The sequence below is a fragment of the Pseudomonas sp. YeP6b genome (assembly GCF_025642995.1).
Taxonomy (GTDB): Bacteria; Pseudomonadota; Gammaproteobacteria; order Pseudomonadales; family Pseudomonadaceae; genus Aquipseudomonas.
Genome location: NZ_CP080090.1, coordinates 6,479,911 through 6,503,978, shown reverse-complemented (window position 1 = coordinate 6,503,978; position 24,068 = coordinate 6,479,911). Strand labels below are relative to the sequence as shown.

Annotated in this window: 20 protein-coding genes; 14 read left to right on the top strand and 6 right to left on the bottom strand. The window is 61.0% G+C overall.

Going from position 1 to position 24,068, the window contains the following annotated elements; genetic code table 11:
* The first annotated feature begins 4 nt into the window (after positions 1 to 4).
* The 11 genes from KZH41_RS29500 (at position 5) to KZH41_RS29450 (ending at position 10,996) form a co-directional block, all read left to right on the top strand.
* Complete coding sequence (locus KZH41_RS29500) at positions 5 to 2,287, top strand: heavy metal translocating P-type ATPase (RefSeq protein WP_263274157.1); 2,283 nt, start codon at positions 5 to 7, stop codon at positions 2,285 to 2,287.
* A 16-nt stretch (positions 2,288 to 2,303) separates the two neighbouring features.
* Positions 2,304 to 3,167 carry a LysR family transcriptional regulator gene (locus KZH41_RS29495; protein ID WP_094949198.1) on the top strand — a complete coding sequence of 288 codons (864 nt, stop codon included), beginning with the start codon at positions 2,304 to 2,306 and terminating at the stop codon, positions 3,165 to 3,167.
* A gap of 233 nt (positions 3,168 to 3,400) precedes the next feature.
* Positions 3,401 to 4,465, top strand: coding sequence for a putative 2-aminoethylphosphonate ABC transporter ATP-binding protein (locus KZH41_RS29490; protein WP_094949197.1), 1,065 nt, complete (start codon positions 3,401 to 3,403; stop codon positions 4,463 to 4,465).
* 1 nt (position 4,466) lies between these two features.
* Positions 4,467 to 6,179, top strand: a complete 1,713-nt coding sequence (locus KZH41_RS29485) for a putative 2-aminoethylphosphonate ABC transporter permease subunit (RefSeq protein ID WP_263274156.1) — start codon at positions 4,467 to 4,469, stop codon at positions 6,177 to 6,179.
* A 21-nt stretch (positions 6,180 to 6,200) separates the two neighbouring features.
* Complete coding sequence (locus KZH41_RS29480) at positions 6,201 to 7,214, top strand: putative 2-aminoethylphosphonate ABC transporter substrate-binding protein (RefSeq protein WP_263274155.1); 1,014 nt, start codon at positions 6,201 to 6,203, stop codon at positions 7,212 to 7,214.
* Positions 7,215 to 7,336: 122 nt separating this feature from the next.
* Entirely contained in the window at positions 7,337 to 8,458 is a 1,122-nt protein-coding gene (locus KZH41_RS29475; RefSeq protein WP_263274154.1) for a TIGR03364 family FAD-dependent oxidoreductase, read from the top strand.
* Positions 8,459 to 8,463: 5 nt separating this feature from the next.
* Positions 8,464 to 9,057, top strand: a complete 594-nt coding sequence (locus KZH41_RS29470) for a phosphonate degradation HD-domain oxygenase (RefSeq protein ID WP_094949192.1) — start codon at positions 8,464 to 8,466, stop codon at positions 9,055 to 9,057.
* 59 nt (positions 9,058 to 9,116) lie between these two features.
* The gene (locus tag KZH41_RS29465; protein WP_263274153.1) at positions 9,117 to 9,725 is read left to right on the top strand and encodes a hypothetical protein; all 609 of its coding nucleotides are present in this window, start codon (positions 9,117 to 9,119) and stop codon (positions 9,723 to 9,725) included.
* Positions 9,726 to 9,780: 55 nt separating this feature from the next.
* A complete protein-coding gene (locus tag KZH41_RS29460) occupies positions 9,781 to 10,050 on the top strand; it encodes a hypothetical protein (protein WP_318654893.1) in 270 nt (89 codons plus the stop codon).
* On the top strand, positions 10,038 to 10,571 hold the full coding sequence (locus KZH41_RS29455; protein WP_094949191.1) for a hypothetical protein: 534 nt from the start codon (positions 10,038 to 10,040) through the stop codon (positions 10,569 to 10,571). Before KZH41_RS29460 ends, KZH41_RS29455 begins: the two co-directional genes overlap by 13 nt.
* Before the next feature lie 92 nt (positions 10,572 to 10,663).
* A complete protein-coding gene (locus tag KZH41_RS29450) occupies positions 10,664 to 10,996 on the top strand; it encodes a hypothetical protein (RefSeq protein ID WP_263274152.1) in 333 nt (110 codons plus the stop codon).
* A 3-nt stretch (positions 10,997 to 10,999) separates the two neighbouring features.
* Here KZH41_RS29450 and KZH41_RS29445 read toward each other — a convergent pair whose 3' ends face one another.
* Positions 11,000 to 12,367 (bottom strand): DUF3482 domain-containing protein, encoded by a 1,368-nt coding sequence (locus KZH41_RS29445; protein WP_094949190.1) that lies wholly within the window; start codon positions 12,365 to 12,367, stop codon positions 11,000 to 11,002.
* On the bottom strand, positions 12,360 to 13,739 hold the full coding sequence (locus KZH41_RS29440; RefSeq protein WP_242153300.1) for a DUF2868 domain-containing protein: 1,380 nt from the start codon (positions 13,737 to 13,739) through the stop codon (positions 12,360 to 12,362). Before KZH41_RS29440 ends, KZH41_RS29445 begins: the two co-directional genes overlap by 8 nt.
* Positions 13,740 to 13,808: 69 nt before the next feature.
* On the opposite strand from KZH41_RS29440, the gene KZH41_RS29435 reads away from it, so the two are divergent.
* Entirely contained in the window at positions 13,809 to 14,327 is a 519-nt protein-coding gene (locus tag KZH41_RS29435) for a dihydrofolate reductase (RefSeq protein WP_094949188.1), read from the top strand.
* 69 nt (positions 14,328 to 14,396) lie between these two features.
* On the opposite strand, the gene KZH41_RS29430 is transcribed toward KZH41_RS29435, so the two are convergent.
* Positions 14,397 to 15,785 carry an L-cystine transporter gene (locus tag KZH41_RS29430; protein ID WP_263274151.1) on the bottom strand — a complete coding sequence of 463 codons (1,389 nt, stop codon included), beginning with the start codon at positions 15,783 to 15,785 and terminating at the stop codon, positions 14,397 to 14,399.
* Between the two features lie 240 nt (positions 15,786 to 16,025).
* On the opposite strand from KZH41_RS29430, the gene KZH41_RS29425 reads away from it, so the two are divergent.
* Positions 16,026 to 17,084 (top strand): phosphorylcholine phosphatase, encoded by a 1,059-nt coding sequence (locus KZH41_RS29425; protein WP_094949186.1) that lies wholly within the window; start codon positions 16,026 to 16,028, stop codon positions 17,082 to 17,084.
* A gap of 241 nt (positions 17,085 to 17,325) precedes the next feature.
* Here the strand turns inward: KZH41_RS29425 and ilvD are convergent, their stop codons facing one another.
* Positions 17,326 to 19,167 carry a dihydroxy-acid dehydratase gene (gene ilvD, locus KZH41_RS29420; protein WP_094949185.1) on the bottom strand — a complete coding sequence of 614 codons (1,842 nt, stop codon included), beginning with the start codon at positions 19,165 to 19,167 and terminating at the stop codon, positions 17,326 to 17,328.
* A 386-nt stretch (positions 19,168 to 19,553) separates the two neighbouring features.
* On the opposite strand from ilvD, the gene KZH41_RS29415 reads away from it, so the two are divergent.
* Positions 19,554 to 21,284: a DUF4153 domain-containing protein gene (locus KZH41_RS29415; RefSeq protein ID WP_263274150.1), complete on the top strand. Its 1,731-nt coding sequence runs from the start codon at positions 19,554 to 19,556 to the stop codon at positions 21,282 to 21,284.
* Here KZH41_RS29415 and KZH41_RS29410 read toward each other — a convergent pair.
* Both KZH41_RS29410 and KZH41_RS29405 read right to left on the bottom strand, forming a co-directional pair.
* Positions 21,281 to 22,477, bottom strand: coding sequence for an MFS transporter (locus tag KZH41_RS29410; protein WP_263274149.1), 1,197 nt, complete (start codon positions 22,475 to 22,477; stop codon positions 21,281 to 21,283). The two genes, KZH41_RS29415 and KZH41_RS29410, sit on opposite strands and share 4 nt — an antisense overlap.
* A 240-nt stretch (positions 22,478 to 22,717) precedes the next feature.
* Positions 22,718 to 23,914, bottom strand: a complete 1,197-nt coding sequence (locus tag KZH41_RS29405) for a class I SAM-dependent rRNA methyltransferase (RefSeq protein WP_003213799.1) — start codon at positions 23,912 to 23,914, stop codon at positions 22,718 to 22,720.
* Positions 23,915 to 24,068 lie beyond the last annotated feature (154 nt).

Here is a 24,068-nt window from a genome sequence, read left to right as displayed (position 1 = left end):
CAGAATGAGCGATTCCATCCACACCCCCAAACCGCATGATCACCCGCACGACCATGATCATGACCATAGTCACGACCACGGCGCCAAACTGACGCCCGTCAAACAGCATGACCATGCCAGCCATGGCGACGCTTGCTGTTCCAGCAAGGTTGCGCCTGCCGTGGTCACGCTGAGCGAAGCCCCGACCGCCGGCTCGCGGCTGAGCACCTTTCGCATCGAAGCCATGGACTGCCCCACCGAGCAGACGCTGATCCAGAACAAACTGGGCAAACTGGCCGGTGTGCAGCAGCTGGAATTCAACCTGATCAACCGCATCCTTGGCGTCACCCATGACCTGCCGAGCACCGCGCCGATCATCGAAGCGATCAAATCCATCGGCATGCAGGCCGACCCCATCGAAGAAGGCACCCCAGCCGCCGCGCCGCCCGCCAAGAAACACTGGTGGCCGCTGGCGCTGTCCGGTGTCGGCGCGTTGGGCGCTGAAGTGCTGCATTTCACCGGCGTAGCCCCGACGTGGGTGATTGCGCTGGTGGCGTTGGTATCGATCCTCAGCGGCGGCGTCACCACCTATAAAAAGGGCTGGATCGCGCTCAAAAACTTCAACCTGAACATCAACGCGCTGATGAGCATCGCGGTGACCGGCGCCGTGCTGATCGGTCAATGGCCGGAAGCGGCGATGGTGATGTTCCTGTTCACCGTGGCTGAATTGATCGAAGCCAAGTCCCTGGACCGTGCGCGCAATGCCATCAGTGGCTTGATGCAGATGACCCCGGAACAGGCCACGGTGCAGCAGGCTGACGGCACTTGGGTCGAAAAAGAAGTTAAAAGCATCGAGCTTGGCGCCATCGTGCGGGTTAAGCCCGGCGAGCGCATTGGCCTGGACGGTGAAGTCACCGCTGGCCAATCCACCATCGACCAAGCGCCGATCACCGGTGAAAGCCTGCCGATTGAAAAGGGCGTGGGCGACAAAGTCTTCGCCGGCACTATCAACCAGGCCGGTTCCCTGGAGTACAAAGTCACCGCAGCGGCGAACAATTCCACCCTGGCGCGCATCATTCACGCCGTGGAACAGGCTCAAGGCGCGCGGGCGCCGACCCAGCGGTTTGTCGACAGCTTCTCGAAGATCTACACCCCAGCCGTCTTCCTGTTTGCTTTGGGCGTGGCGCTCATTCCGCCGCTGTTCATGGCGGGTGCCTGGTTTGACTGGATCTATCGCGCCCTCGTACTGCTGGTGGTTGCTTGCCCATGTGCGCTGGTGATCTCCACGCCGGTCACCATCGTCAGCGGCCTGGCCGCAGCGGCGCGCAAAGGCATCCTGATCAAAGGTGGCGTGTACCTCGAAGGCGGCTACAAACTCGATTACCTGGCCCTCGACAAGACCGGCACCATCACCCACGGCAAACCGGTGCAGACCGACTACCTGGCACTGTTCCCGACTGTCGAAGACAGCGCACCGTCCTTGGCCGCCAGTTTGGCCGGGCGTTCCGACCACCCGGTGTCGCTGGCCATCGCCAACGCGGCTGTGGATAAAAACCTGCCGACCCACGTTGTGGATAACTTCGAGGCCTTGGCCGGTCGCGGTGTGCGCGGTGATATCAACGGCGAAACCTACCACTTGGGCAACCACCGCTTGGTGGAAGACCTTGGCCTGTGCTCACCTGAGCTGGAAGAAAAGCTCTTCGCCCTGGAAAAACAAGGCAAGTCCGTGGTGTTGCTGCTCGATAAATCCGGCCCGCTGGCGCTGTTCGCCGTTGCCGACACGGTCAAGGACAGCAGCCGCGAAGCCATCCAGCAACTGCACGAGCTGGGCATCAAAACCCTGATGCTTACCGGCGACAACGCCCACACCGCCAAAGCGATTGCCGCCCAGGTCGGCATCGACCAGGCCCAGGGCGACCTGTTGCCCACCGACAAACTGCAAGCCATCGAAACCCTCTACGGCCAAGGCCACCGCGTGGGCATGGTCGGCGACGGTATCAACGACGCTCCGGCGCTGGCCCGCGCCGAGATCGGTTTTGCCATGGCCGCCGCCGGTACCGATACGGCTATCGAGACCGCCGACGTGGCCTTGATGGACGATGATTTGCGCAAGATCCCGGCTTTCATTCGGCTCTCCAGGCAAACGTCGAGTATCCTCAAGCAGAACATCGCCCTGGCGCTGGTGATCAAGGCGATTTTCCTCGCGGTCACCTTCCTCGGCATGGCGACCATGTGGATGGCGGTGTTTGCCGACATGGGCGTGAGCCTGCTGGTGGTGTTCAATGGCCTGCGCCTGTTGCGCAAATAATTGATGTGAGGGTGGTGTGCTGAGTGCCGAGTTAAAGGCGTTTTTTATGGTCGCCCGCCTGGGCAGCATTACTCAGGCGGCGAAAAAACTCGGCCTGAGCCAGCCCACGGTCACCACCCAGATTCGCAACCTGGAAAGCCAGTACGGCGTTGAGCTGTTCTACCGTGGCGGCCGCCGCCTCACCGTCAGCGACGACGGTGCGCGCCTGCTGCCGATGGTCAAGACGCTGTTGCAGCAGGAAGCGGATATCGAGTTTTTCCTGCGCAACAACGGTCAGGTCCAGGGCGCCTTACGGATTGCCGCAACGGCGCCGTACTACATTCTCGACCTGGTCAAAGCCTTCCGCGAGCGCCTGCCCCAAGTGGACGTGTCGGTGGAAATCGGCAACTCCCAGCAGGTGCTCGAAGCGCTGGATGATTACCGCGTCGATGTCGCCGCGTCCTCACAACTGCTGGAAGACCCACGCCTGATCCGCCGCGTACTCGGCACCGATCCCTTGGTGTTGGCGGTGCATCGCAATCACCCTTTGGCCACGCTTGATCATGTGCCACTCAGTGCGTTGGCCGGGCATACCTTGCTGATGCGTGAGGCGGGTTCCACCACACGGCGCCTGACCGAAGAAATGTTGCAAGGCGCGGGTGTGAGCTATGGGCCGCTGCTGGAAATCGGCAGCCGCGAGTCGATCCGCGAGGCGGTGCTGCGCAACATCGGCATCAGCATCATCGCCCGCCAGGAAGTGCCCCATGACCCGCAGCTGCGGGTGCTGACTATCGAAAATGCGCCGCAGATTCCGGAGTATTTGTACTGCCTCAAAGAGCGCAAAGGCGCGCGCCTGCCGGCTGCCTTTCTGGGGTTGGCGCAGGAAATGTCGCCACTCTGAGGTCTTGTTGATCGTTCCCACGCTCCGCGTGGGAATGCCGCCCTGGACGCTCCGCGTCCGCTCTTGGACGTCGTGACGCGGAGCGTCACAAGATGCATACCCACGCAGAGCATGGGAACGATCGGCTATACCCAAATCCACCAATACCACTATCACTCCCTTTTGCCTTCCTGCCACACCAGGGACTCATTGCCCACCTAGCATGGCCTTCATCAGTTTGATGAGGTGCCTCCATGAACACAGCCCTGACCAACCCCGGCGCGCCCATGACGGTGCGCGGTATCCAGAAACGCTTCGGTGCCTTTACCGCGCTGGATAATGTGTCCCTGGACGTCGCCGCCGGCGAGCTGGTGTGCCTGCTGGGCCCGTCCGGCTGCGGCAAAACCACCTTGCTGCGCTGCATCGCCGGCCTGGAACGCCAGGACAGCGGTGAACTTCGCCTCGGCAACCGCGATGTTTCCCTACTGCCGCCTCAAGCGCGGGATTACGGCATATTGTTCCAGTCCTACGCGCTGTTTCCCAACCTGACTGTCGAAGCGAACATCGGCTACGGCCTCACCGGCAGTGGCCGCGATGAAGTGCGCAAGCGCGTCGGCCAGATGCTTGAACTGGTCGGCCTGCTGGGCAGCGAAAAGAAATTTCCCGGCCAACTCTCTGGCGGCCAACAACAGCGCGTCGCTCTGGCCCGCGCCCTGGCACCGGCGCCTTCGCTGTTACTGCTCGACGAACCCATGTCTGCCCTCGACGCCCGCGTGCGTGAGCACCTGTGCACCGAGCTGCGCCAGCTTCAACGGCGCCTGGGCATCACCACGCTGATGGTCACGCACAACCAGGACGAGGCCATGTTGATGGCCGACCGCATTGCCGTGATGAACAACGGCAAGGTCGAGCAATACGCCACGCCCCAGGAAATCTACGACCGCCCGGCCACGCCGTTTGTGGCGGAGTTTGTCGGCCAGGGCAACTGGCTGCCGTTCAGCCGCAACAGCGCGAGCCATGCCCAGGTCGGCGGGATGAATATGCGCTTGGCCGACGATGCCGGCGTGGCCAAATCCGGGCGCCTGTTCTGCCGCCCTGAAGCCATCAGCGTCAACCCGCCGGTGCATGAAGAAAACCTGTTCCCAGCCAAAATCCGCGAGATCACCTTTCTCGGCAACCGCTGCCGCATGAGCTTTGAACTGGAGCAATTGCCCGGCCACCCGCTGCTGGCCGAACTGGCCCCCGAAGCCATGCCACGCCTGGGCGCCCAGGACATCTGGGTCGCCTTGCCGCCACGCAGCCTCCAGGTGTTTGCCTGAGATGGCGGCTGAAATGACTGTGCCGGTGCCGCGCCAGGCTTCCCGTGCCGAAACAGGTGATCGCATTTTTGTGCTCGGCGGCAAACTGCTGTGGCTGTTGCTGCTGGGTGTCGCCGTATTGTTGCCGTTGCTGGCGATCTTCTGGCGTGGCTTCAGCAGCGATGCCGGGCAGGGCGGTGGCTGGGTGGCGGCACGGGAGCTGGTGACCAGCGCCAACTTCCACTGGTTGCTGGGCAACAGCCTGAAAGTCTCCCTCAGCGTGGCGGCTATTGTCGTACCGCTGGCTTACCTGTTTGCCTACGCCCTGCAACGCACGCTGATTCCCGGCAAGACGATCTGGCGCGGCCTGTCACTGCTGCCACTGATGGCGCCGTCGATGCTGCCGGGCATTGCGCTGGTGTACCTGTTTGGCAACCAAGGCCTGTTGCGCGGGTTGCTCTCGGACAACATCTACGGCTTCTGGGGCATCGTGCTCGGTGAAGTGATCTACACCTTCCCACACGCATTGATGATTTTGCTGTCGGCACTGTCGCTGGCGGATGCGCGGCTTTTTGATGCGGCATCGAGCATGGGCGCCAGCCCCGCGCGTGCGTTTCGCAGCATCACCTGGCCGGCCACGCGCCAGGCAGTGTTCGCCGCGTTTTGCCTGGTGTTTACCCTGACCATCACCGACTTCGGCGTGCCCGTGGTGGTCGGCGGCGATTATCAGGTGCTGGCGCTGGAGGCCTACAAGGCGGTGGTCGGCCAGCAACAGTTTGGTCGCGGCGCATTGATCGGCATGGTGTTGCTGTTGCCGGCGCTGTTCAGCTTTGGCGTCGATGCCTGGTTGCGCCGTCGGCATGGCGACGCCATGAGCGGCCGCGCCCAGGTGTTCCAGCCGGCGCCATCGCGGCTGCGTGATGGCTGCTACTTGGCCATCGTGCTGCTGATTTGCGCGGTGTTGCTGCTGGTATTCGGCATGGCGGTGTATTCCTCGCTGGTGAAGTTCTGGCCGTACAACCTGTCGTTGTCGCTCAACCACTATCAGTTCGAAGACACGGCTGGCGGCGGTTGGCTGGCCTATCGCAACAGCCTGACCATGGCCCTGTGCACAGCGCTGATCGGTAGCGTGCTGATTTTTACCGGCGCCTACCTGATGGAAAAGACCAAGAGCCAGAAAGGCCTCAACCTGGCATTGCGCATGCTCAGCTTTGTGCCGATGGCCGTGCCGGGCCTGGTGCTGGGCCTGGGCTACGTGTTCTTTTTCAACCTCAACGGCAACCCGCTGCACGTGTTCTACGGGACCATGACCTTACTGGTGGTGTGCACCATTGCGCACTATTTGACCACCGCGCAGATGACCGCCACCACGGCGCTGCGCCAGCTTGATAGTGAGTTTGAAGCCGCTGCGCTGTCCCTAAAAGCGCCGCTGTACCGCCACTATCTGCGCGTCACGGTGCCGATCTGTCTGCCGGCGCTGCTGGACATCGTGCGCTACCTGTTTGTGTCGGGGATGACCACCGTTTCCGCCGCGATCTTCCTCTACAGCCCCGACACCATCCTCGCCGCCGTCGCCGTGTTGAACATGGACGACGCCGGCAACGTGGGCGGCGCCGCAGCCATGTCGACCCTGATCCTGTTCACCTCAGCCGGCGTCTCGCTGCTGCTGGCGTGGGCTTCACGTGGCGCGCTGCGCCGCTCCCAAGCCTGGCGCCAGACTGCGCCGGGCCAATAACATCCTTGAAGGAGGTGCTCCATGTTCAAGCCCCTGGCGCTGGTCGCTGCCGTACTCACCGCATTCAGCCTGAATGCCTTCGCCAAGACCGAGCTGACCGTGTACACGGCCCTCGAAGCCGAGCAGTTGAGGACCTATAAACAGGCCTTCGAAAAGGCCAACCCCGACATCGAGATCAAGTGGGTGCGCGACTCCACCGGCATCATCACCGCTAAGCTTTTAGCCGAGAAAGACCGCCCGCACGCCGACGTGGTGTGGGGTTTGGCCGCCTCGAGCCTGGCGATCCTCGACCAGCAAGGGATGCTCGATAACTACGCGCCCAAGGATCTGGACAAAATCGGTAAGAACTACCGCGACCCCGCTAACCCGCCAGCCTGGGTCGGCATGGACGTGTGGGCCGCGACCATCTGCTTCAACACTGTCGAAGCCGAGAAACAAGGCTTGAGCAAGCCGGTGAGCTGGCAAGACCTGACCAAGCCTGAGTACAAGGGCAAGATCGTGATGCCCAACCCGGCATCCTCCGGCACCGGTTTCCTGGACGTGAGCGCCTGGTTGCAGACCTTTGGCGAGAAGCAGGGCTGGCAGTACATGGACGATCTGCACCAGAACATCGGCCAGTACGTTCACTCCGGTTCCAAGCCGTGCAAGCTGGCGGCTTCTGGTGAATTCCCGATTGGCATTTCCTTCGAGTACCCAGCGGTACAACTGAAACGCCAGGGCGCGCCACTGGACATCATCCTGCCCAAAGAAGGCTTGGGCTGGGACATCGAAGCCACCGCCGTGATCAAGGGCACGCCCCGTGCTGATGCGGCGAAAAAACTCGCTGACTTCTCTGCAAGCGCGGCGGCGATGGACCTGTACAAAGAAAACTTCGCTGTGCTCGCCCAGCCGGGTATTGCCAAACCGCAGACTGAGCTGCCGGCCGATTACGAGCAGCGGCTGATCAAGAATGACTTTGTCTGGGCCTCGAAAAACCGCGACAGCATCCTGGCCGAGTGGCGCAAGCGCTATGACGGGAAGTCGGAGAAACAATGACTGATCGTTCCCACGCTCTGCGTGGGAATGCCGCCCTGGACGCTCTGCGTCCGCTCTTGAAGTCTTGACGCAGAGCGTCACCGGATGCATTCCCACGCAGAGCGTGGGAATGAGAGGAATGCATGAGTAGTGATCTCTTAGTTATCGGCGCCGGTATCCTCGGCCTGTCCCACGCCTATGCAGCCGCCAAACGCGGCCTCAAGGTCAAGGTGTTCGAGCGCAGCGCCACGCCGCTGGGCGCCTCGGTGCGCAACTTCGGCCAGGCACTGGTCACTGGCCAGCCGCCGGGGCCGATGCTTGAACTGGCCCAGCAAAGCCGTGATATCTGGGGGCACTGGGCGCAGGTGGCCGGTCTGCCGCTCAAGCGCAATGGCTCGTACCTGTTTGCCCGCACCGAAGCCGAAGAACACTTGCTGGAAGCCTTCTGCGCCGGTCGTGGCCGAGAGCACGGCTACAACGTCGAGCTGCTGCAAGGCGCGGCGATGAAAGATTTGTATGGCGGCCAGTTTCGCCATCACCGCGCGGCGCTGCATGGCAAGGATGATCAGCAGCTGTATTCGCGCGAAGCGATCCCGGCGCTGATCAACTACCTTCGCAGTGAACTGGAGGTGGAGTTTTATTTCTCCACGCTGGTACGCGACGTCGAGCCGGGCCAGCTGCACAGCACGTCGGGCAGCTTTCGCGGCGAGCAGATCATTGTCTGCTCCGGGCATGATTACCAAACCCTGCTGGCCGAGGCGATCGGCGCACTCAACCCGAGCATCTGCCGCCTGCAAATGCTGCGCGCCCGGCCAGCGGTTAACCTGAACCTGCAACATGCTTTGCTCACAGGCCTTAGTTGCGTGCATTACGGCGCGTTCGCTGATTTGCCGCAAGCCGCGCCAGTGCAGGCGCAAATCCTGCGCGATGCGCCGCATTTGCAGGAACATGGGATCCACCTGCTGATCAGCCCCACGCCCCACGGTGAGCTGATCATCGGCGATTCACACGACTATGGCAGCGATGCCTCGCCGTTCAACGCCGAGCAGATCGATGACTGGCTGATCGAACTGGCCGAGCAGACGTTGGGGTGCAAGATCCAAGTGGTGGAGCGCTGGCAGGGCGTCTACGGTTCACGCGGGCCGGCGCCGTTTTCATTCCTGCGGGCGGCACCGGGCGTGAGTGCGGCATTGATGCACAGTGGCGTAGGCATGAGCGTGGGACCGGCGATGGCCGAGCGAAATATCACAGCATTGTGGGGATAAGCGCTATGAACCCTGAGCAGGCGATTGCCGAAGTCTTCGGCTTGTACGAGCAGCACGGCACGGCGGATTACATCGGCGAGCCGGTGTCGCAGATCGAACATATGTCCCAGGCCGCGCAGCTTGCTATCGCTGAAGGCTTTGATGATGAAGTGGTGCTGGCGGCGTTTTTCCACGACATCGGCCACCTCTGCGGCCAGGGCGGCGAGAACATGGGTGGTTATGGCGTGGTCAGCCATGAGCGCCTCGGCGCGGACTATTTACGCCGCGCAGGCTTCAGCGAGCGCATGGCCAAACTGGTGGAGTATCACGTGCAAGCCAAGCGCTACCTGACCTTCAGCCAGCCGGACTATTACGCCCGCTTGAGCGAAGCCAGCCGCCGCACCCTGGGTTATCAGGGCGGCGTGATGACGGCCGAAGAGGCCCGCGCCTTCGAGCAAGACCCGCTCTGCCAAGTCAGCCTGCGCATGCGTCACTGGGATGAGCAGGCCAAGCACATGCATGTGCCGGTGCTGGACCTGGAGCCGTTGAAAGCAATGGCACAACGTCTGCTGATAGCCGGCAGCGTGAATTCATACACGCAGCCCGGAAGCGGCGGCTAGCGAGGTTTTCGTCTGGCTCATTACTCTCATGCGACTTCAACCACGCAAGAGAGCATGTGATGCGTTACTTGAAAGCGACCGCACAGGATCGCAGCGGTAATGGAAAGGCCGATATGGTTGTCCTGCAGATTTTTGAGCAGGCTCCCAACGAACCTGACGAGATGATTCACGAGGCGGTGGCGATTGACATCACCGCTGACGGTGCCGCCGATATTCTGCTGCCCGGAGATATCAACCGCGACGGCTGCAAATCGGCCGAAGATAAAACGCTGCTCAAGCGTTTTACCGACACTTACTTGACGTTGAATTGGTTCAATTGTGGCGACACCTGGGCACGGTATATGACGATACGCGTCATGCACACCGCCAAGAACGGTGCGCCCAATGCGATTCAACTCAGCTTTTATGAATGCAGCGCGTCACGGGGAAAACGTACCTTGGTCTACACCGCGTCCGGCTATGACGGCGATAGCGATGGGGTACTGGAGTCATTCACGAACAGCGACGTGGACCGCAACGGCATTACCGATCACAGCGACAAGGCGGCCATCAAAGCCCTGTGCAATGTGTTCCTGGCGCTCGTGCGAGAGGGTGCGGCTTGGCGTCATTCAGCTCACCACGGTGATGAGTCGCCAATTCCTACCGCCTTGGTAGACGCCGCATGCTAGTGGGCAAATAGGGCTTCAATTAGCGTAGGGGCCTGTTCTTTAAATGAGACACCCCATGCGCTATTTAAAAGCTACCGCCCAGGATCGCCGCAGCCTGCTGCGCAAACCCATACTGGTCTACCAGGCCGCCGGCTACGATGCCGACGGTAACGGCGTATTGGAGTCATTCAGCGCTAGCGATGTAGACCGAAACGGCGTCGCTGACAAAGACGACAAAGCGCTGATCCGGTCCATGTGCAACCACTACCTTGCGTTCAAATGGTATGACGACGCTCCCCCGCGTTTGAGTGAACGCAAACAAGGAGTGGATCAATGCGCTATTTGAAAGTCATTGCCCAGGACCGCACAGACAGTGGGCAGGCCGATGCGGTGTTACTGAACTTCTATGAGCAACGTGACGGTGCGCAAGACGACGTTTTGCTCAACCAAGCTATTGCGACGGCTCGCATCGCGGGCGGCAAGCTGGATTGCACAGTGGGTGATGTAAACAACAACAGCCGTGAAACCTCCGTTGATCGGCGCCTGTTAGACATCTTTGCCAATAACTACCTCAAGTTGAAGTGGCTCAATCAAGGCCATGGTGTGGAACGCTACATGAAGGTCTTTGCCAGGGATCTTCATGCTGACGGTTCGCCCGACTCAGTGCACCTGGAATTACATGAAGGCGAGGGCGCGAGCAGCGGTAAAACCTTGGTCAGTTGGCATGCGGCATTCGACACGGATAACAACGGCTTGCTGGAAAGTATCGTCTACGGTGACGCCGACCAGAACCAGCATGTGGACGCGGCCGACCGGGCTGTCATTCAGTCCTTGGCCAATGTGTTCTTGAAATTCAACTGGAAGTGAAAACGTCCGTCTCAATGGAGAGGAATCAATCAATGCGTTACTTAAACGTTTTCGCACAGGACCGAACAGGGGCTGGTTAGGCGGAGACTGTGTTGCTTCAGTTCTACCAAAGCACGCCGGGTATTCAAGACAGCTTGGTCAATGAAGCCGTGGCTTACGACTTTTCGGCTGACGGAAAAGTCGACTACAGCAGAGTTGGTATGACGCATGACGGCCGGGAAAGCCGCCACGATAAAGTCTTGCTGGACAGGTTTGCCGCGGCCTATTTGAAGCTCAACGGGTTTAGCCCAGGGACTGCATCAACGCGCTACATGAAAATATATTCCGAAGACTTCTACAAAGACGGTACGCCCGACACCGTGCGCCTGCACGTGCTGGAGCGGGCGGGGATTATCAACCCACCCACGCTGCTCGCCTGGCCCTAGCTGTCAATCTTCATTGAGCTCCTGCGCCAACGCTTGAATCTGCTCCTGGCGCTCAGCTTGGCTCAGCTTTGGCTGCGGGTTGAGGGACGACCACTGCGGATAGGCGCGGGCCTTGTTCAACGCATCCGGCAACTTGCCTTCACGCCAGGTTTTGTCCTGGGGCGTGTCGACCTTGATGCTGTGCATCGCCGCATGGCCGCGCAGGTTGAGCGCTTTGAGCAACTGGCGTTGGCGCAGGGCGAGCAGGCGTAGCACGCTGTCGTCGACGGTCAGCTCGCGGTGGCCCTTGATCTTGCCCAGCAGACGGCTGCCGTAGCTGCGCGCGGTTTGCAGCGCGCCACCGGCAATCGCGCCGGCAATCGCGGCAGCGCCGAGGGTCAGGCCGCCGACCAGCAGGTCCACACCCGCACCGGCGGCCGCGCCTGCAGCAATTCCACCGCCGACACGCACGCCCAGTTGCTTGAGGGTTTGCGGGTTGAACAGGTCATCGCCCCAGCGGCCGTCCAGCAACGGCAAGTCGCTGGCGGCGGCATCCTGTGGGCGGAAACCGAACAGTTTGAGCAGGGCATCCACGCATTTTTGCTCGCGCTGGCGCACAGCTTTGCGTAAATCGCTGATGGCTTGTTGCTCGTCTTCGGTGACCACGCTGCGCCGGCACGCGGCGCAGTCGATCAACAGCTCGGCGATCAACCGTGCAGCGCTTTGTTGGCGGGCGACGCGCTGGGCTTGCTGGTCAATAATCAAGCGTTCCAGCTGCGGCCGTGCGTTTTCCAACAGCAGCGCCAGGCTTTCGTACAGGCGGCGCTCGCCATCCTCCGGCGGCGCCACGCTGTCGAAACGCACCAGTGCGTGCAGGCCGAGGCGGGCCAGGGCTTCGCGCCAGTCCGGCTCGCGGTGGTCGCTGCTCGAGACAAAATTGAGCACCGGCAGCAACGGTTTGCCGCAACTGGCCAGCACCTGCAGCTCGTCGCGGTATTTGGCCAGCACCGGCTCGCGGGCGTCGATCACATACAGGCCAGCGTCGGAGGCCAGCAGTTGGCGCAATACTTTGGCTTCCTGCTCGAAACGCTGGCGCGCTTCGCTGCCCTCCAGAAACCGCGCCAGGCGGGCCGGGCCGTCGAGGCGTTCGCCGGGGCGGTCCAGGCGTTCCAGGTAATCGAGCAGGGCGATGGCGTCTTCCAGGCCGGGCGTGTCGTACAGCTCCAGCAAGGCTTCGCCGTCGACCGACAACCGCGCGCCTTCCACATGCCGCGTGGTGCTGGGGCGATGGGAGACTTCACCGAAACCCACGTCCCGGGTCAGCGTGCGCAGCAGCGAAGTCTTGCCGACATTGGTGTGGCCGACCACGGCGAGTTTCAGCGGTTTAGTCATGACCGGTCTCCAGCCACGTGAGCGGCGCGCAATCGGCGAAGGGCAATTCCAGCTGTTGCAGCGCAGCGTGCCAATCGCCCAGGCGTTCGGCGTCCAGCGCTTGGCCGGCTGGGGCTTGCAGCAGCCATACGCGGGTGGCCGTGGCGCTGCGCGCGAGCTCGGCGACCAATGCCAGGCTGCCACGGTCGGGCGAACGGCGCGGGTCACAGGCGATGGCCAGGCGCGCAGGCGGGAAGCGCGTGAGTTGTTCCAGCAGTTTGTTGCGCGATTCGCGGCTGTCGAGGATGCCGGCGTTTTTTACGCTGGCCGGCAGTTTGGGTGGCCAGGCGTGCTGGTCGTCCAGTTCGATGGCCACCAGCAGGGCACCGTCGCTCTCCAATTCGCTGACGCCGCCGCTGATGGCGTGCAGTTGCTCGGGGGCGGCATCGCTGACGCCAAGCCGTTCGCTGCTCGGCATCAGGCGTTCGCGCAACTGGCTGTAGCCGGGCAGGTTGAGGTCCAGGCGCAGGGCCGCGCACCCGCGTTTCCAGCGCCACAAGCACAGCAGGGCGAGGATCAACCGGGGCAGCAGGCCGTAGACCAGCAGCACGCCTACCAGCCAGGCGGCCCAGGCTTGGCGGGCGCTTTCGATATTCAGGGCCGAGTCGCCGCTGGCGCGGATCATCTCGACCGTCGGCACGTTAAAGCCCAGCAACGCAGGCAGGCTGCCCAGGGCTTGGGTCACGGCGACAAAGGTGTCGGCGCCGAGGAGGGTGGTTTCCCACACAAAGCCGTAGCGCCGCGTGGCCAATAGCGTGAGCAGGATCAGCATGGCGCTGAGCAGCGCCAGTAACCACAGGCTATTGACCAGCACACCCACGGCCCAGCGATTGAGCTTCTGGCGCTGCAATAACAGCAGCAACGCTGGCGCCAATTGCGCGGCCTTGGCATCGCGGGCGAATTTTTCGCTGAGCCACAACCACAGGCGGCCGAGGCTGGCGCTGTGTTCGCCGGCAAACAGCAGGCCCAGGGCCCAGCTGATTAACAGGATCAGATTCAAGCCGAGCAGGCTGCCCAAGGCCCAGAACACGTTAACCGGCGTCAAACCGTTGCCCAGCGCGGCAAACGCCAGGCCGGCGCCACTGATCACCGCGACCACCGCCAGTAGCACCAGCGCCAAGCGGGCGCCTTGCAACCAGCGGGTGAGGGCGGCGGTCAAACCGTCGCGTTCGGCCAAGTGCAGGGCGCGCTGTTGAATGCGCGTCGGCAAGTCGCCACCGGCCGTACGGGCGAGGCGGTTGGCTTCCAGGTCTTCGAGGGGGCCTGCGTGTTCTTCACGCAGGCGCACGGTTTCTGTCAGCCAGAGTGTGTGCAGCGGGGTCAGTGCAGTCACGCGCTATCCTGTTGAGCCAGTGAGGTTGGAGCATAACCGCAGACTCGCAGCTCTGGTATTCTCGTCGTCATGAAAAAAACTCTCCCTTTAAGCCTGATCGCAGCCCTCGGTGAAAACCGTGTGATCGGCGTCGACAACAGCATGCCCTGGCATTTGCCGGGGGACTTCAAATATTTCAAGGCCACCACACTCGGCAAGCCGATCATCATGGGGCGCAAGACCTGGGATTCCCTGGGCCGACCGTTGCCGGGGCGCCTGAATATCGTGGTTAGCCGTCAGACCGACTTGGCGCTTGAAGGTGCGGAAGTTTTTCCGTCACTCGATACGGCGGTCGAGCGGGCGCAAGCCTGGGCACTGGAACAGGGCGTGGATGAGCTGATGCTGATCGGCGGGGCGCAGTTGTATGCGCAGGGGCTGGAGCAGGCGGATCGCCTGTATTTGACGCGGGTCGCGTTGAGCCCGGAAGGCGATGCGTGGTTTCCCGAGTTTGATGTGAGCCAGTGGAAGCTGGTGTCGAATATCGAGAATGCGGCTGAGGGTGATAAGCCGGCGTATAACTTCGAAGTCTGGGAGAGGAGCAGCTGCTAGCTTTAAGCCACAAGCTGCAAGTTAAAGCGAAGTGCTCTTTCTTGCAGCTTGAAGCTTATAGCGTGCAACTCAGCTAGCTAGCTGCACATGCTCATCGGCATTCAACAGCGTTTTATCCGTCTGCCCCATGATCTGGCTGGTAATCGCGCCCGCCGTCATCGAACCGTTCACGTTCAGCGCCGTACGGCCCATGTCGATCAGCGGCTCAACCGAAATCAGCAGCGCCACCAGTGACACCGGCAAGCCCATCGCCGGCAGCACGATCAGCGCGGCAAAGGTTGCACCGCCGCCAACACCGGCCACACCGGCCGAGCTCAAGGTCACAATCGCCACCAAGGTCGCGATCCACAGCGGGTCGAGCGGGTTGATGCCCACGGTCGGGGCAACCATCACCGCCAGCATGGCCGGGTAGAGACCGGCGCAACCGTTCTGGCCGATGGTGGCGCCGAACGAGGCAGCGAAACCGGCGATGGACTGCGGGATACCCAGGCGACGCGTCTGCGCTTCAATGCTCAGCGGGATGGCGGCTGCGCTGGAGCGGCTGGTGAAGGCAAACGTCAGCACTGGCCACACTTTACGGAAGAAGCGCAGCGGGTTGACCCCAGCCAACGACAGCAGCAGGCCATGCACCACAAACATCAGGCCCAACGCCAGGTACGACACCACCACAAAACTGCCGAGCTTAATGATGTCTTGCAGGTTGGAGCCGGCGACTACTTTGGTCATCAGCGCCAAAACACCGTACGGCGTCAGCTTCATTACCAGGCGCACCAGGCGCATCACCCAGGCTTGCAGGGTGTCGATGGCGTTGAGCACTTTTTGGCCTTTTTCCACGTCATCCTTGAGCAGTTGCAGCGCAGCAACCCCCAGGAAGGCGGCGAAAATCACCACACTGATGATCGACGTCGGCTTGGCCCGGGCCAGGTCGGCGAAGGGGTTGGCCGGTACGAACGACAGCAGCAACTGCGGGATATTCAGGTCGGCGACCTTGCCTGCGTAATCACTCTGGATCACTTGCAGGCGCGCCATTTCCTGGGTGCCGGCCACCAGGCCTTCGGCGGTGAGGCCAAACAGGTTGGTCAGGCCGATACCGATCAGCGCCGCAATTGCCGTGGTGAACAGCAGCGTGCCGATGGTCAGGAAGCTGATCTTGCCCAGGGACGAGGCGTTATGCAGGCGCGCCACGGCACTGAGGATAGAGGCGAATACCAGCGGGATCACGATCATTTGCAGCAGTTGCACATAGCCGTTGCCGACCAGATCGAACCAACTGATCGAGGCCTTGAGCACCGGGTTACCGTCGCCATAAATAGTGTGCAACGCCGCGCCAAACAGCACACCAAGCACCAGTGCAAACAGGACCTTTTTAGCGAGGCTCCAGTTGGTGCGACGCGTTTGTGCCAGGCCCAGCAACAGGGCCACGAACACCAGTAAGTTGAGGATCAGGGGCAGATTCATTGAAGCTCCGTTGAGAAGGCAGCCAATCGCGTGAGCCTGCGATTGCGAACCGGAAAGCCTAACAGCTTGAAATATATTGATTTAATACCGATATGGAATGGTGACTGTCGTTTTTGGAATAAGCATTTGACGCTCAGGCACATGCCCTTGGCGCAATCACGACGCAAGCAGTCGCGCTCGGGCGATAACTGTCACACAAATTTGTTAGCGTCGATGTCTTTCACTCAGGGAGAAACGCTTATGAAGTTCGCGCCAACATTACTTGCCGCTGCCTTCTGCTTCGGCCTCGCCAGCCAGGCATTTGCCGCCACCGAGTTGAAGCACTGGCCGGCGCCTGCGGCCGAGCAATTGAACAAGATGATCGCCGCCAACGCCAACAAAGGCAACTTCGCGGTGTTCGACATGGACAACACCAGTTACCGCTATGACCTCGAAGAGTCCCTGCTGCCGTTCCTTGAGAACAAGGGCCTGATCACCCGCGAGACCATGGACCCTTCGCTCAAACTTATGCCCTTCAAAGACACCGCCGAGCACAAAGAAAGCCTGTTCAGCTATTACTACCGCCTCTGTGAAGTCGACGATATGGTCTGCTACCCGTGGGTCGCGCAGATTTTTTCCGGTTTTACCCTCAAGGAACTCAAGGGCTACGTCGACGAGCTGATGGCGTCGGGCAAGCCGGTGCCAGTCACGTATTTTGAAGGCGACGTGGTGAAAAAATCCGAGGTCCAGCCGCCGAAAGTCTTCACCGGCCAGGCCGAGCTGTACAACAAGCTGATGGAAAACGGCATTGAGGTGTATGTGATGACCGCCGCCTCTGAGGAGCTGGTGCGCATGGTTGCCGCCGATCCGAAGTACGGCTACAACGTCAAACCCGAAAACGTTATTGGCGTGAGTACCCTGCTCAAAGACCGCAAGACCGGCGAGCTCACCACCGCGCGCAAACAGATCGCCGCCGGCAAATATGACGAAAAAGCCAACCTCGGCCTGGAGCTGACCCCGTACCTGTGGACCCCGGCGACCTGGATGGCCGGCAAGCACGCGGCGATCCTGACCTACATCGACGAGTGGAAAAAACCGGTGATCGTCGGCGGTGATACACCGACCAGCGACGGCTACATGCTGTTCCACGATGTGGACGTGGCCAAGGGCGGCATCCACCTGTGGATCAACCGCAAGGACAAGTACATGACCCAGCTCAACGGCATGATGGCCAAGCATGCGGCCGCACAGGCCAAGGAAGGGTTGCCGGTGACGGCGGACAAGAACTGGGTGATCGTCAAGCCGGACGAGATTCAGTAAGAGCGAGGTGCCTGCTTCGCGAGCAAGCCCGCTCCCACATTCGACCGCATGCTTATGTTGGAACACGGTCAAGTGTGGGAGCGGGCTTGCTCGCGAAGGCGGTGTGTCAGGCAGTACAGATGTTGACTGGCTAACCGCTATCGCAGGCAAGCCAGTTTCCACATGTAATCTTCAGTGATTTGGCGAGTTAGCCAGGCAAAAAAATGCCCCGCACCTGGCGGGGCATTTTTATACGCGAGGCTTACAGGCCGTCGAGCATCGCTTTGTTACGCACGGCACCCTTGTCGGCGCTGGTGGCCAGCAACGCGTAAGCCTTCAACGCGGTGGTGACTTTGCGCGGACGCTTTTCCACCGGCTTCCAGCCTTTCTTGTCCTGCTCGACGCGGCGCGCGGCCAGCTCTTCGTCGCTGATCAACAGGTTGATCGAGCGGTTCGGAATGTCGATCAGCACTTTGTCGCCGTCCTGCACCAGACCAATCGCGCCGCCGGCAGCGGCTTCCGGTGAAGCGTGGCCGATGGACAGGCCCGAAGTGCCGCCGGAAAAACGGCCGTCGGTCAGCAAGGCGCAGGCTTTGCCCAGGCCTTTGGATTTCAGGTACGACGTCGGGTAGAGCATCTCTTGCATGCCCGGGCCGCCTTTCGGGCCTTCGTAACGGATGATGACGATGTCGCCTTCTTTCACTTCGTCAGCGAGGATGCCGCGTACCGAGCTGTCCTGGCTTTCGTAGATCTTGGCGCGGCCTTCGAACACGTGGATGGATTCATCCACTCCGGCGGTTTTCACCACGCAACCATCCAGGGCGATGTTGCCGTACAGCACGGCCAGGCCGCCTTCTTGCGAGTAGGCATGCTCGACACTGCGGATGCAGCCGTTTTCACGGTCGTCATCGAGGGTGTCCCAACGGGTCGACTGGCTGAACGCCGTCTGGGTTGGAATGCCCCCCGGGCCTGCCTTGAAGAAGGTATGCACGGCTTCGTCGTCAGTCTGTGTGATGTCCCACTTGGCGATGCCTTCGGCCAGGGATTTGCTGTGCACGGTCGGCAAGTCGGTGTGCAACAGGCCGCCACGGGCCAGGGAGCCTAGGATCGAGAAGATCCCGCCGGCGCGGTGCACGTCTTCCATGTGGTACTTCTGGATGTTCGGCGCGACCTTGCACAGCTGCGGCACGTGGCGGGACAGACGGTCGATGTCGCGCAGGTCGAAGTCGATCTCGGCTTCTTGCGCGGCGGCCAGCAAGTGCAGGATGGTGTTGGTGGAACCGCCCATGGCGATGTCCAGGGTCATGGCGTTTTCGAACGCCTTGAAGTTAGCGATGTTGCGCGGCAACACCGACTCATCGTTCTCGGTGTAGTAGCGCTTGCACAGCTCGACGATGGTGCGGCCAGCCTGCAGGAACAACTGCTCGCGGTCGCTGTGGGTGGCCAACGTGGAACCGTTGCCCGGCAACGCCAGACCTAAGGCTTCCACCAGGCAGTTCATCGAGTTGGCGGTGAACATGCCGGAGCACGAACCGCAGGTCGGGCAGGCGCTGCGCTCGTATTCCGCGACCTTCTCGTCGGACGCGCTGGAATCGGCGGCGATGACCATGGCGTCAACCAGGTCGAGGCCGTGGGAGGCGAGCTTGGTCTTGCCGGCTTCCATCGGGCCGCCGGAGACGAAGATCACCGGGATGTTCAGGCGCAGGGCGGCCATCAGCATGCCAGGGGTGATCTTGTCGCAGTTGGAGATGCACACGATGGCGTCGGCGCAGTGGGCGTTGACCATGTATTCCACGGAGTCGGCGATGATCTCGCGGCTCGGCAGCGAATACAGCATGCCGTCATGGCCCATGGCAATGCCGTCATCCACGGCGATGGTGTTGAATTCTTTCGCTACACCGCCGGCGCGTTCGATCTCGCGGGCGACCAGTTGGCCCAGGTCCTTGAGGTGGACGTGGCCCGGTACGAATTGGGTGAACGAGTTGGCAATCGCGATGATCGGCTTTTTGAAGTCGTCATCTTTCATCCCCGTGGCACGCCACAGTGCGCGCGCGCCGGCCATGTTGCGGCCGTGGGTGGATGTTTTCGAGCGGTAATCGGGCATTGGAGCTCTCCGGGCGGCTAATCAGGTACTAATCAGGTGCTAAAGGGGAAGTGAGCTTCTATTGACGTCTGGAACACTCAGAAAATGGCCGTGTGTCCAAACGTTGCCACTCGCGTCGCGGGATCGCCGCGTGCTTGGGCCTCGAGCTCATAAACCCGCCGGGGGATGACTGGCGATGAATAGGGTCGATTCTACACCGCTGGCGGCGGGAGGGAATGGGCAGGTGTGAGCGTCGGATGCGTGGGATCGCGGTTTTAGACCGTCTGTCGACGCCGGACAAATCTCTCTCGCTGATAAGTCAGGGCCTACAAGGGGCGATATCTAGCGCAATGTAGCTTGTTTAGACTCGCCCGCTTCGGCCTACACATCGCCCTCAAGGAATAGGAATGCCCGGTCCCCATCGTTTTTTAGGATTTTACCTGCTGATCGGCTTGCTCCAGGGGATCGTGTTCTATCTCTTCGACAAGCTTCATACGCTTGGTGTGCCGCTATTGTTTGTCTTCCTTACCCTGGCCTTGGTAGGGGGTACGACCCTGCAATTGCTCGGAGAAAAGGCCCGGCATTGGCGCTCTATGCTGCCTGCGCTGGTGTTCACCCTGTTGATGGGCGCAATAACACTGTGGATCAGTTACCGCGAGTCTGCAGGAGCCGGCGGTGTGAATGTTTTTGTGTGGCTGTTCAGTCTGCTGCCGCTCAGTTACATCGGCGCCAGCTTTTTGTCTGCATGGCCTGTCACCAAGGGGCAACGCTGGCGGTATGAAGACTTGTTTCATCACGCCTGGAACAGCGTGTTCATTGTGCTGGGCGCAATGATCCTGGTGGGTTTGTACGTGTTGTTGGTCACGTTATGGAGCCAACTGTTCCTGATGCTGGGCATCGAATTCTTCAAGCACCACTTCTGGAGCAATGGGTTCATGTCCATCAGCCTGCCGCTGGTGTTCGCGCTGGGCATGCACATGGGCATGCGCAACGAGAAAGTTATCGGCCAGATGCGCAGCATGTTCTTTGGCGTCTGTAGATTGTTATTGCCGATGATTGCACTGATCAGCCTGCTGTTTACGCTGACCTTGCCGTTCACCGGGCTCGGGCAGATCTGGGCAACTGGCTACTCCACGCCGATTCTGCTGGTGCTGGCCGGAGCTCAATTATTCTTGCTCAACGGCGTGTTCCAAGCGGGCGACCAGCCTCGGCCCTATCCGAAATGGCTGACGCACTTTATCGAGTTGAGCCTGCTGTGCCTGCCGATTCTCGCCGGGCTGGCGTTTTACTCAAGCTGGCTGCGTGTAGAGCAATACGCGTTGTCGCCGCAACGCTTTATCGCCCTGGTGCTGGCCTTGCTGTGTGGTGTGTATGGTTTGGCCGCGGTGTGGGCGGTGGCGCTGCGTTCGCCGGTCTGGCTAAACAACTTGCGCCTGACGAACCCGCCATTGGCGCTGCTTTTTTGTGGGCTGCTGGTGTTGATCCATACGCCGTTGCTCGACCCGGTGCGGCTCAGTGTCGACGATCAGGTCCGTCGCTTGCTCGACGGGCGAACCAAGCCTGAGGCGTTTGATGCGCACTACCTGCGCTTTAATCTGGAAAAGGCCGGTGAGGAAGCTTATGCCAAGCTGCGAATTGACTTGGATCAGGAGCGTATTCTGGACCCGGAAGCGCGTCGCTTATTGCGTGAGCGAATGGAGCGTACGGCGTTGAGTTACAGTGAGCGGTATGCCAAGGCAGAGGCCCAGCGACTCAAACCAGAGCTGGAGTGGATCGGTCCTCAACCCACAGAAAGCGCGTATTTTGCTGTAGCCAGCGGGTTCGCTGACTCGCCGTGCAGAAACGGCTGTGTGTTATGGGCGGTCGACCTCGACCAGGATGGGCGTGATGAGGTGCTGGTGGTGTCCCGGACCGATCCGGGTCACAACTCCAAGCCGCCGCGCATTTTTGTGCAGGATGATATGGGCAGATGGAACGATCGCGGCCCGATGTTTTGGACGCAACAGCAGGACGGCTATATAGACACCGAGGCGCTGGTTCAGGATATCCGTGACGGCAAGGTCTCGCTGGTCCAACCGCGCTACATGCAATTGCAGTCCAGCGACAGGCTATTCACGCCGGTGATTCGCGAGCCTTAGCGGCGCCCGATCCGCCGGTTAGTGAGCAGCCCCCAAAGGCTGAACCCGATGAAGCTGAGGGCGATGGTCATCAGCAAATGGCTGCCGGTCTGCGCAAGGGCGGCGCTGCTGACGGCGGCGGTGAGGAACATGATGCTATTGCCCGCCGATGCCGCCGTTCCCGCGCTGCTCGAAAACAACAGCATCGCGGCCGAAATGGCGGCAGGCCTTACCAGCGTGACCGCCAGGGCGCTGATCAGCATGGGAATCAGCAGGGTGATGGTCGTTATGGCCTCGTAGTGAATGATCAGCGCCAGCAGCACGCCTGAAACACTGAGCAAGCCGAGGCCGATGTTGATTTGCCGGGACAGTGAGATGCGTTTTTGCAGGTACGAAGCCGCCACGCCACCGAGCAGGTAGGCAATGCCGTACACCATCAGCACCAGTGCATATTGGTATTCGGACAGCTTCAACGCATCCATGAAAATCAGCGGCGTTACGCTGATCAAGGCGAAATAGCAGGCGAACACCAGCGCGGCGATCCACCAGTAACGCAGGAAGTCGCGGTTGCTGGCGACGGCTTTGAGCGTGCCGATGATCGACACCGACGCGCGGTGCGGGCTGGCGGACTTGGATGGCAGGATGCAGAACGCATGAATCAACATGCCCAGTGCCATGAGCGCAAAGCCATAGAAGCTGCCCTGCCAGTCGAAGGTGGTTTGCAGCCATGAGCCGATCAACGGCGAGAGTGCGACAAACGAGCCACTCAGGGTCATGTAGTAGAGGCGCACGCGGGCGCGGTCTTGTTCTTCGAACAGGTCTTCCACCAGTGCGTGGCCCAACACGAAAAAGCCGCAGCCCATGGCCTGCACCGTACGAAACAGCAGGAAGGTCAGGTAGTCAGACGCCAGCGCGCAGCCAATCGCACCGAGGATCGACAGCGTGATGCAGCCGAGCAGGACTTCCTTGCGCCCCCATTTATCCGACAGCGGGCCCGCGACCAGTTGGGAGATAGAAAACACCAGCGTAAATAAGCTGATCGAGAGCGCGATGTCTGCGGTGGGCGTGTCGAACCGGGCAGCCAGAGCAGGGAACGAGGGCAGCAGAATATTGATCGGGAAGAAGCTGATCAGTGAAATGCAGGTGATGAGGATGAAGCGCGAGCGCTGTTGGCGTTTTACGTCGGCACTGGGCTGGGCGTAGGACTCAGACATTGTTTTTGTTTTCCGGAGTAATTCCAGAAACCGATACTAGTCTGCGAAATGTGGAATTCAATCAAAACCGTTGCGAGAAGCTGCCTCCACTTGCATGGCTTGCGGCAATATTTCTGACACAGCACAAAAAATGTGGGAGCTGGCTTGCCTGCGATAGCGGTGCAACAGGTTAAAAGTCTGTACCTGATACACCGCTATCGCGGGCAAGCCCGCTCCCACAGTTTGATCTGCGCTTATGGCTTAGCTATTAGGCAGCAACCGGCACGTAATGCTCTTGATGTAACGCGTCTCGGCAATCGCCGGGTGCACCGGGTGATCCGGGCCCTGGCCGCCGCGTTCGAGCATCTGGATATTGCGGTCCAGGTGGCGGGCGCTGGTCAGCAGGATGTTTTGCAGGTCGTCTTCCGGCAGGTGCATCGAGCACGATGCGCTGACCAGAATGCCGTCCTTGCTGAGCAGGCGCATGGCTTGCTCGTTCAGGCGGCGGTAGGCGCCTTCGCCGTTTTTCATGTCTTTTTTGCGTTTGATGAAGGCCGGTGGGTCGGCGACGATCACGTCGAAGCGTTCTTCGCTGGCTTTCAGTTCTTTCAAGGCTTCGAAGACGTCGCCTTCGATGCAGGTCATTTTCTCGGCAACGCCGTTCAGCGCGGCGTTGCGCTCTACGCCGTCGAGGGCGAAGGCGGAGGCGTCGACGCAGAACACTTCACTGGCGCCGAAGGCCGCGGCTTGCACGCCCCAGCCGCCGATGTAGCTGTAGAGGTCGAGCACGCGTTTGCCTTTGGCATACGGGGCCAGGCGCGCGCGGTTCATGCGGTGGTCGTAGAACCAGCCAGTCTTCTGGCCCTGGATCACCGGGGCTTCGAATTTCACGCCGTTTTCTTCCAGCGCGACCCACTCCGGCACCAGGCCGAACACGGTTTCAACGTAGCGGTTGAGGCCTTCGGCATCGCGCGCGGCGGAGTCGTTCTTGAACAGGATGCCGCTCGGCTTGAGCACTTGGGTCAGGGCGGCGATCACGTCTTCTTTGTGCGCTTCCATGGTCGCCGAAGCGATCTGGACCACCAGGATGTCGCCGAAACGGTCGACTACCAGGCCCGGCAACAGGTCGGAATCGCCGTAGACCAGGCGGTAGAACGGCTTGTCGAACAGGCGATCACGCAGGGACAGGGCGACGTTGATGCGGTGCACCAGCAGCGACTTGTCCAAAGGCAACTTGATGTCGCGCGACAGCAGGCGCGCGCAGATCAGGTTGTTCGGGCTCATGGCCACGATGCCCAGGGTCTTGCCGCCGGCCGCTTCCAGGATAGCCTGGTCGCCCGCCTGGAAGCCGTGAAGTGGGGTGGCGGCCACGTCGATTTCGTTGCTGTAGACCCACAGGTGGCCGTTGCGCAAACGACGATCGGCGTTGGCTTTGAGACGCAGGCTTGGCAGGGACATGACGTCGCTCCGGAAAAAAGAGCGGGAGTATACCTGTTGCGCAGATATTCATGTGGGAGCTGGCTTGCCTGCAATGCAGGCGGCTCGATGTATCTGACGTACGGTGGTGATGCCATCGCAGCGGTGCGGCGACCCGACAAGCCAGCTCCCACAT

Coding starts and splice junctions, on each gene's coding strand:
- KZH41_RS29500 (WP_263274157.1), top strand. CDS start 5: ATGAGCGATTCCATCCACACCCCCAAACCGCATGATCACCCGCACGAC.
- KZH41_RS29490 (WP_094949197.1), top strand. CDS start 3,401: ATGAACACAGCCCTGACCAACCCCGGCGCGCCCATGACGGTGCGCGGT.
- KZH41_RS29485 (WP_263274156.1), top strand. CDS start 4,467: ATGGCGGCTGAAATGACTGTGCCGGTGCCGCGCCAGGCTTCCCGTGCC.
- KZH41_RS29480 (WP_263274155.1), top strand. CDS start 6,201: ATGTTCAAGCCCCTGGCGCTGGTCGCTGCCGTACTCACCGCATTCAGC.
- KZH41_RS29475 (WP_263274154.1), top strand. CDS start 7,337: ATGAGTAGTGATCTCTTAGTTATCGGCGCCGGTATCCTCGGCCTGTCC.
- KZH41_RS29470 (WP_094949192.1), top strand. CDS start 8,464: ATGAACCCTGAGCAGGCGATTGCCGAAGTCTTCGGCTTGTACGAGCAG.
- KZH41_RS29465 (WP_263274153.1), top strand. CDS start 9,117: ATGCGTTACTTGAAAGCGACCGCACAGGATCGCAGCGGTAATGGAAAG.
- KZH41_RS29460 (WP_318654893.1), top strand. CDS start 9,781: ATGCGCTATTTAAAAGCTACCGCCCAGGATCGCCGCAGCCTGCTGCGC.
- KZH41_RS29455 (WP_094949191.1), top strand. CDS start 10,038: ATGCGCTATTTGAAAGTCATTGCCCAGGACCGCACAGACAGTGGGCAG.
- KZH41_RS29445 (WP_094949190.1), bottom strand. CDS start 12,367: ATGACTAAACCGCTGAAACTCGCCGTGGTCGGCCACACCAATGTCGGC.
- KZH41_RS29435 (WP_094949188.1), top strand. CDS start 13,809: ATGAAAAAAACTCTCCCTTTAAGCCTGATCGCAGCCCTCGGTGAAAAC.
- KZH41_RS29430 (WP_263274151.1), bottom strand. CDS start 15,785: ATGAATCTGCCCCTGATCCTCAACTTACTGGTGTTCGTGGCCCTGTTG.
- KZH41_RS29425 (WP_094949186.1), top strand. CDS start 16,026: ATGAAGTTCGCGCCAACATTACTTGCCGCTGCCTTCTGCTTCGGCCTC.
- ilvD (WP_094949185.1), bottom strand. CDS start 19,167: ATGCCCGATTACCGCTCGAAAACATCCACCCACGGCCGCAACATGGCC.
- KZH41_RS29415 (WP_263274150.1), top strand. CDS start 19,554: ATGCCCGGTCCCCATCGTTTTTTAGGATTTTACCTGCTGATCGGCTTG.
- KZH41_RS29410 (WP_263274149.1), bottom strand. CDS start 22,477: ATGTCTGAGTCCTACGCCCAGCCCAGTGCCGACGTAAAACGCCAACAG.
- KZH41_RS29405 (WP_003213799.1), bottom strand. CDS start 23,914: ATGTCCCTGCCAAGCCTGCGTCTCAAAGCCAACGCCGATCGTCGTTTG.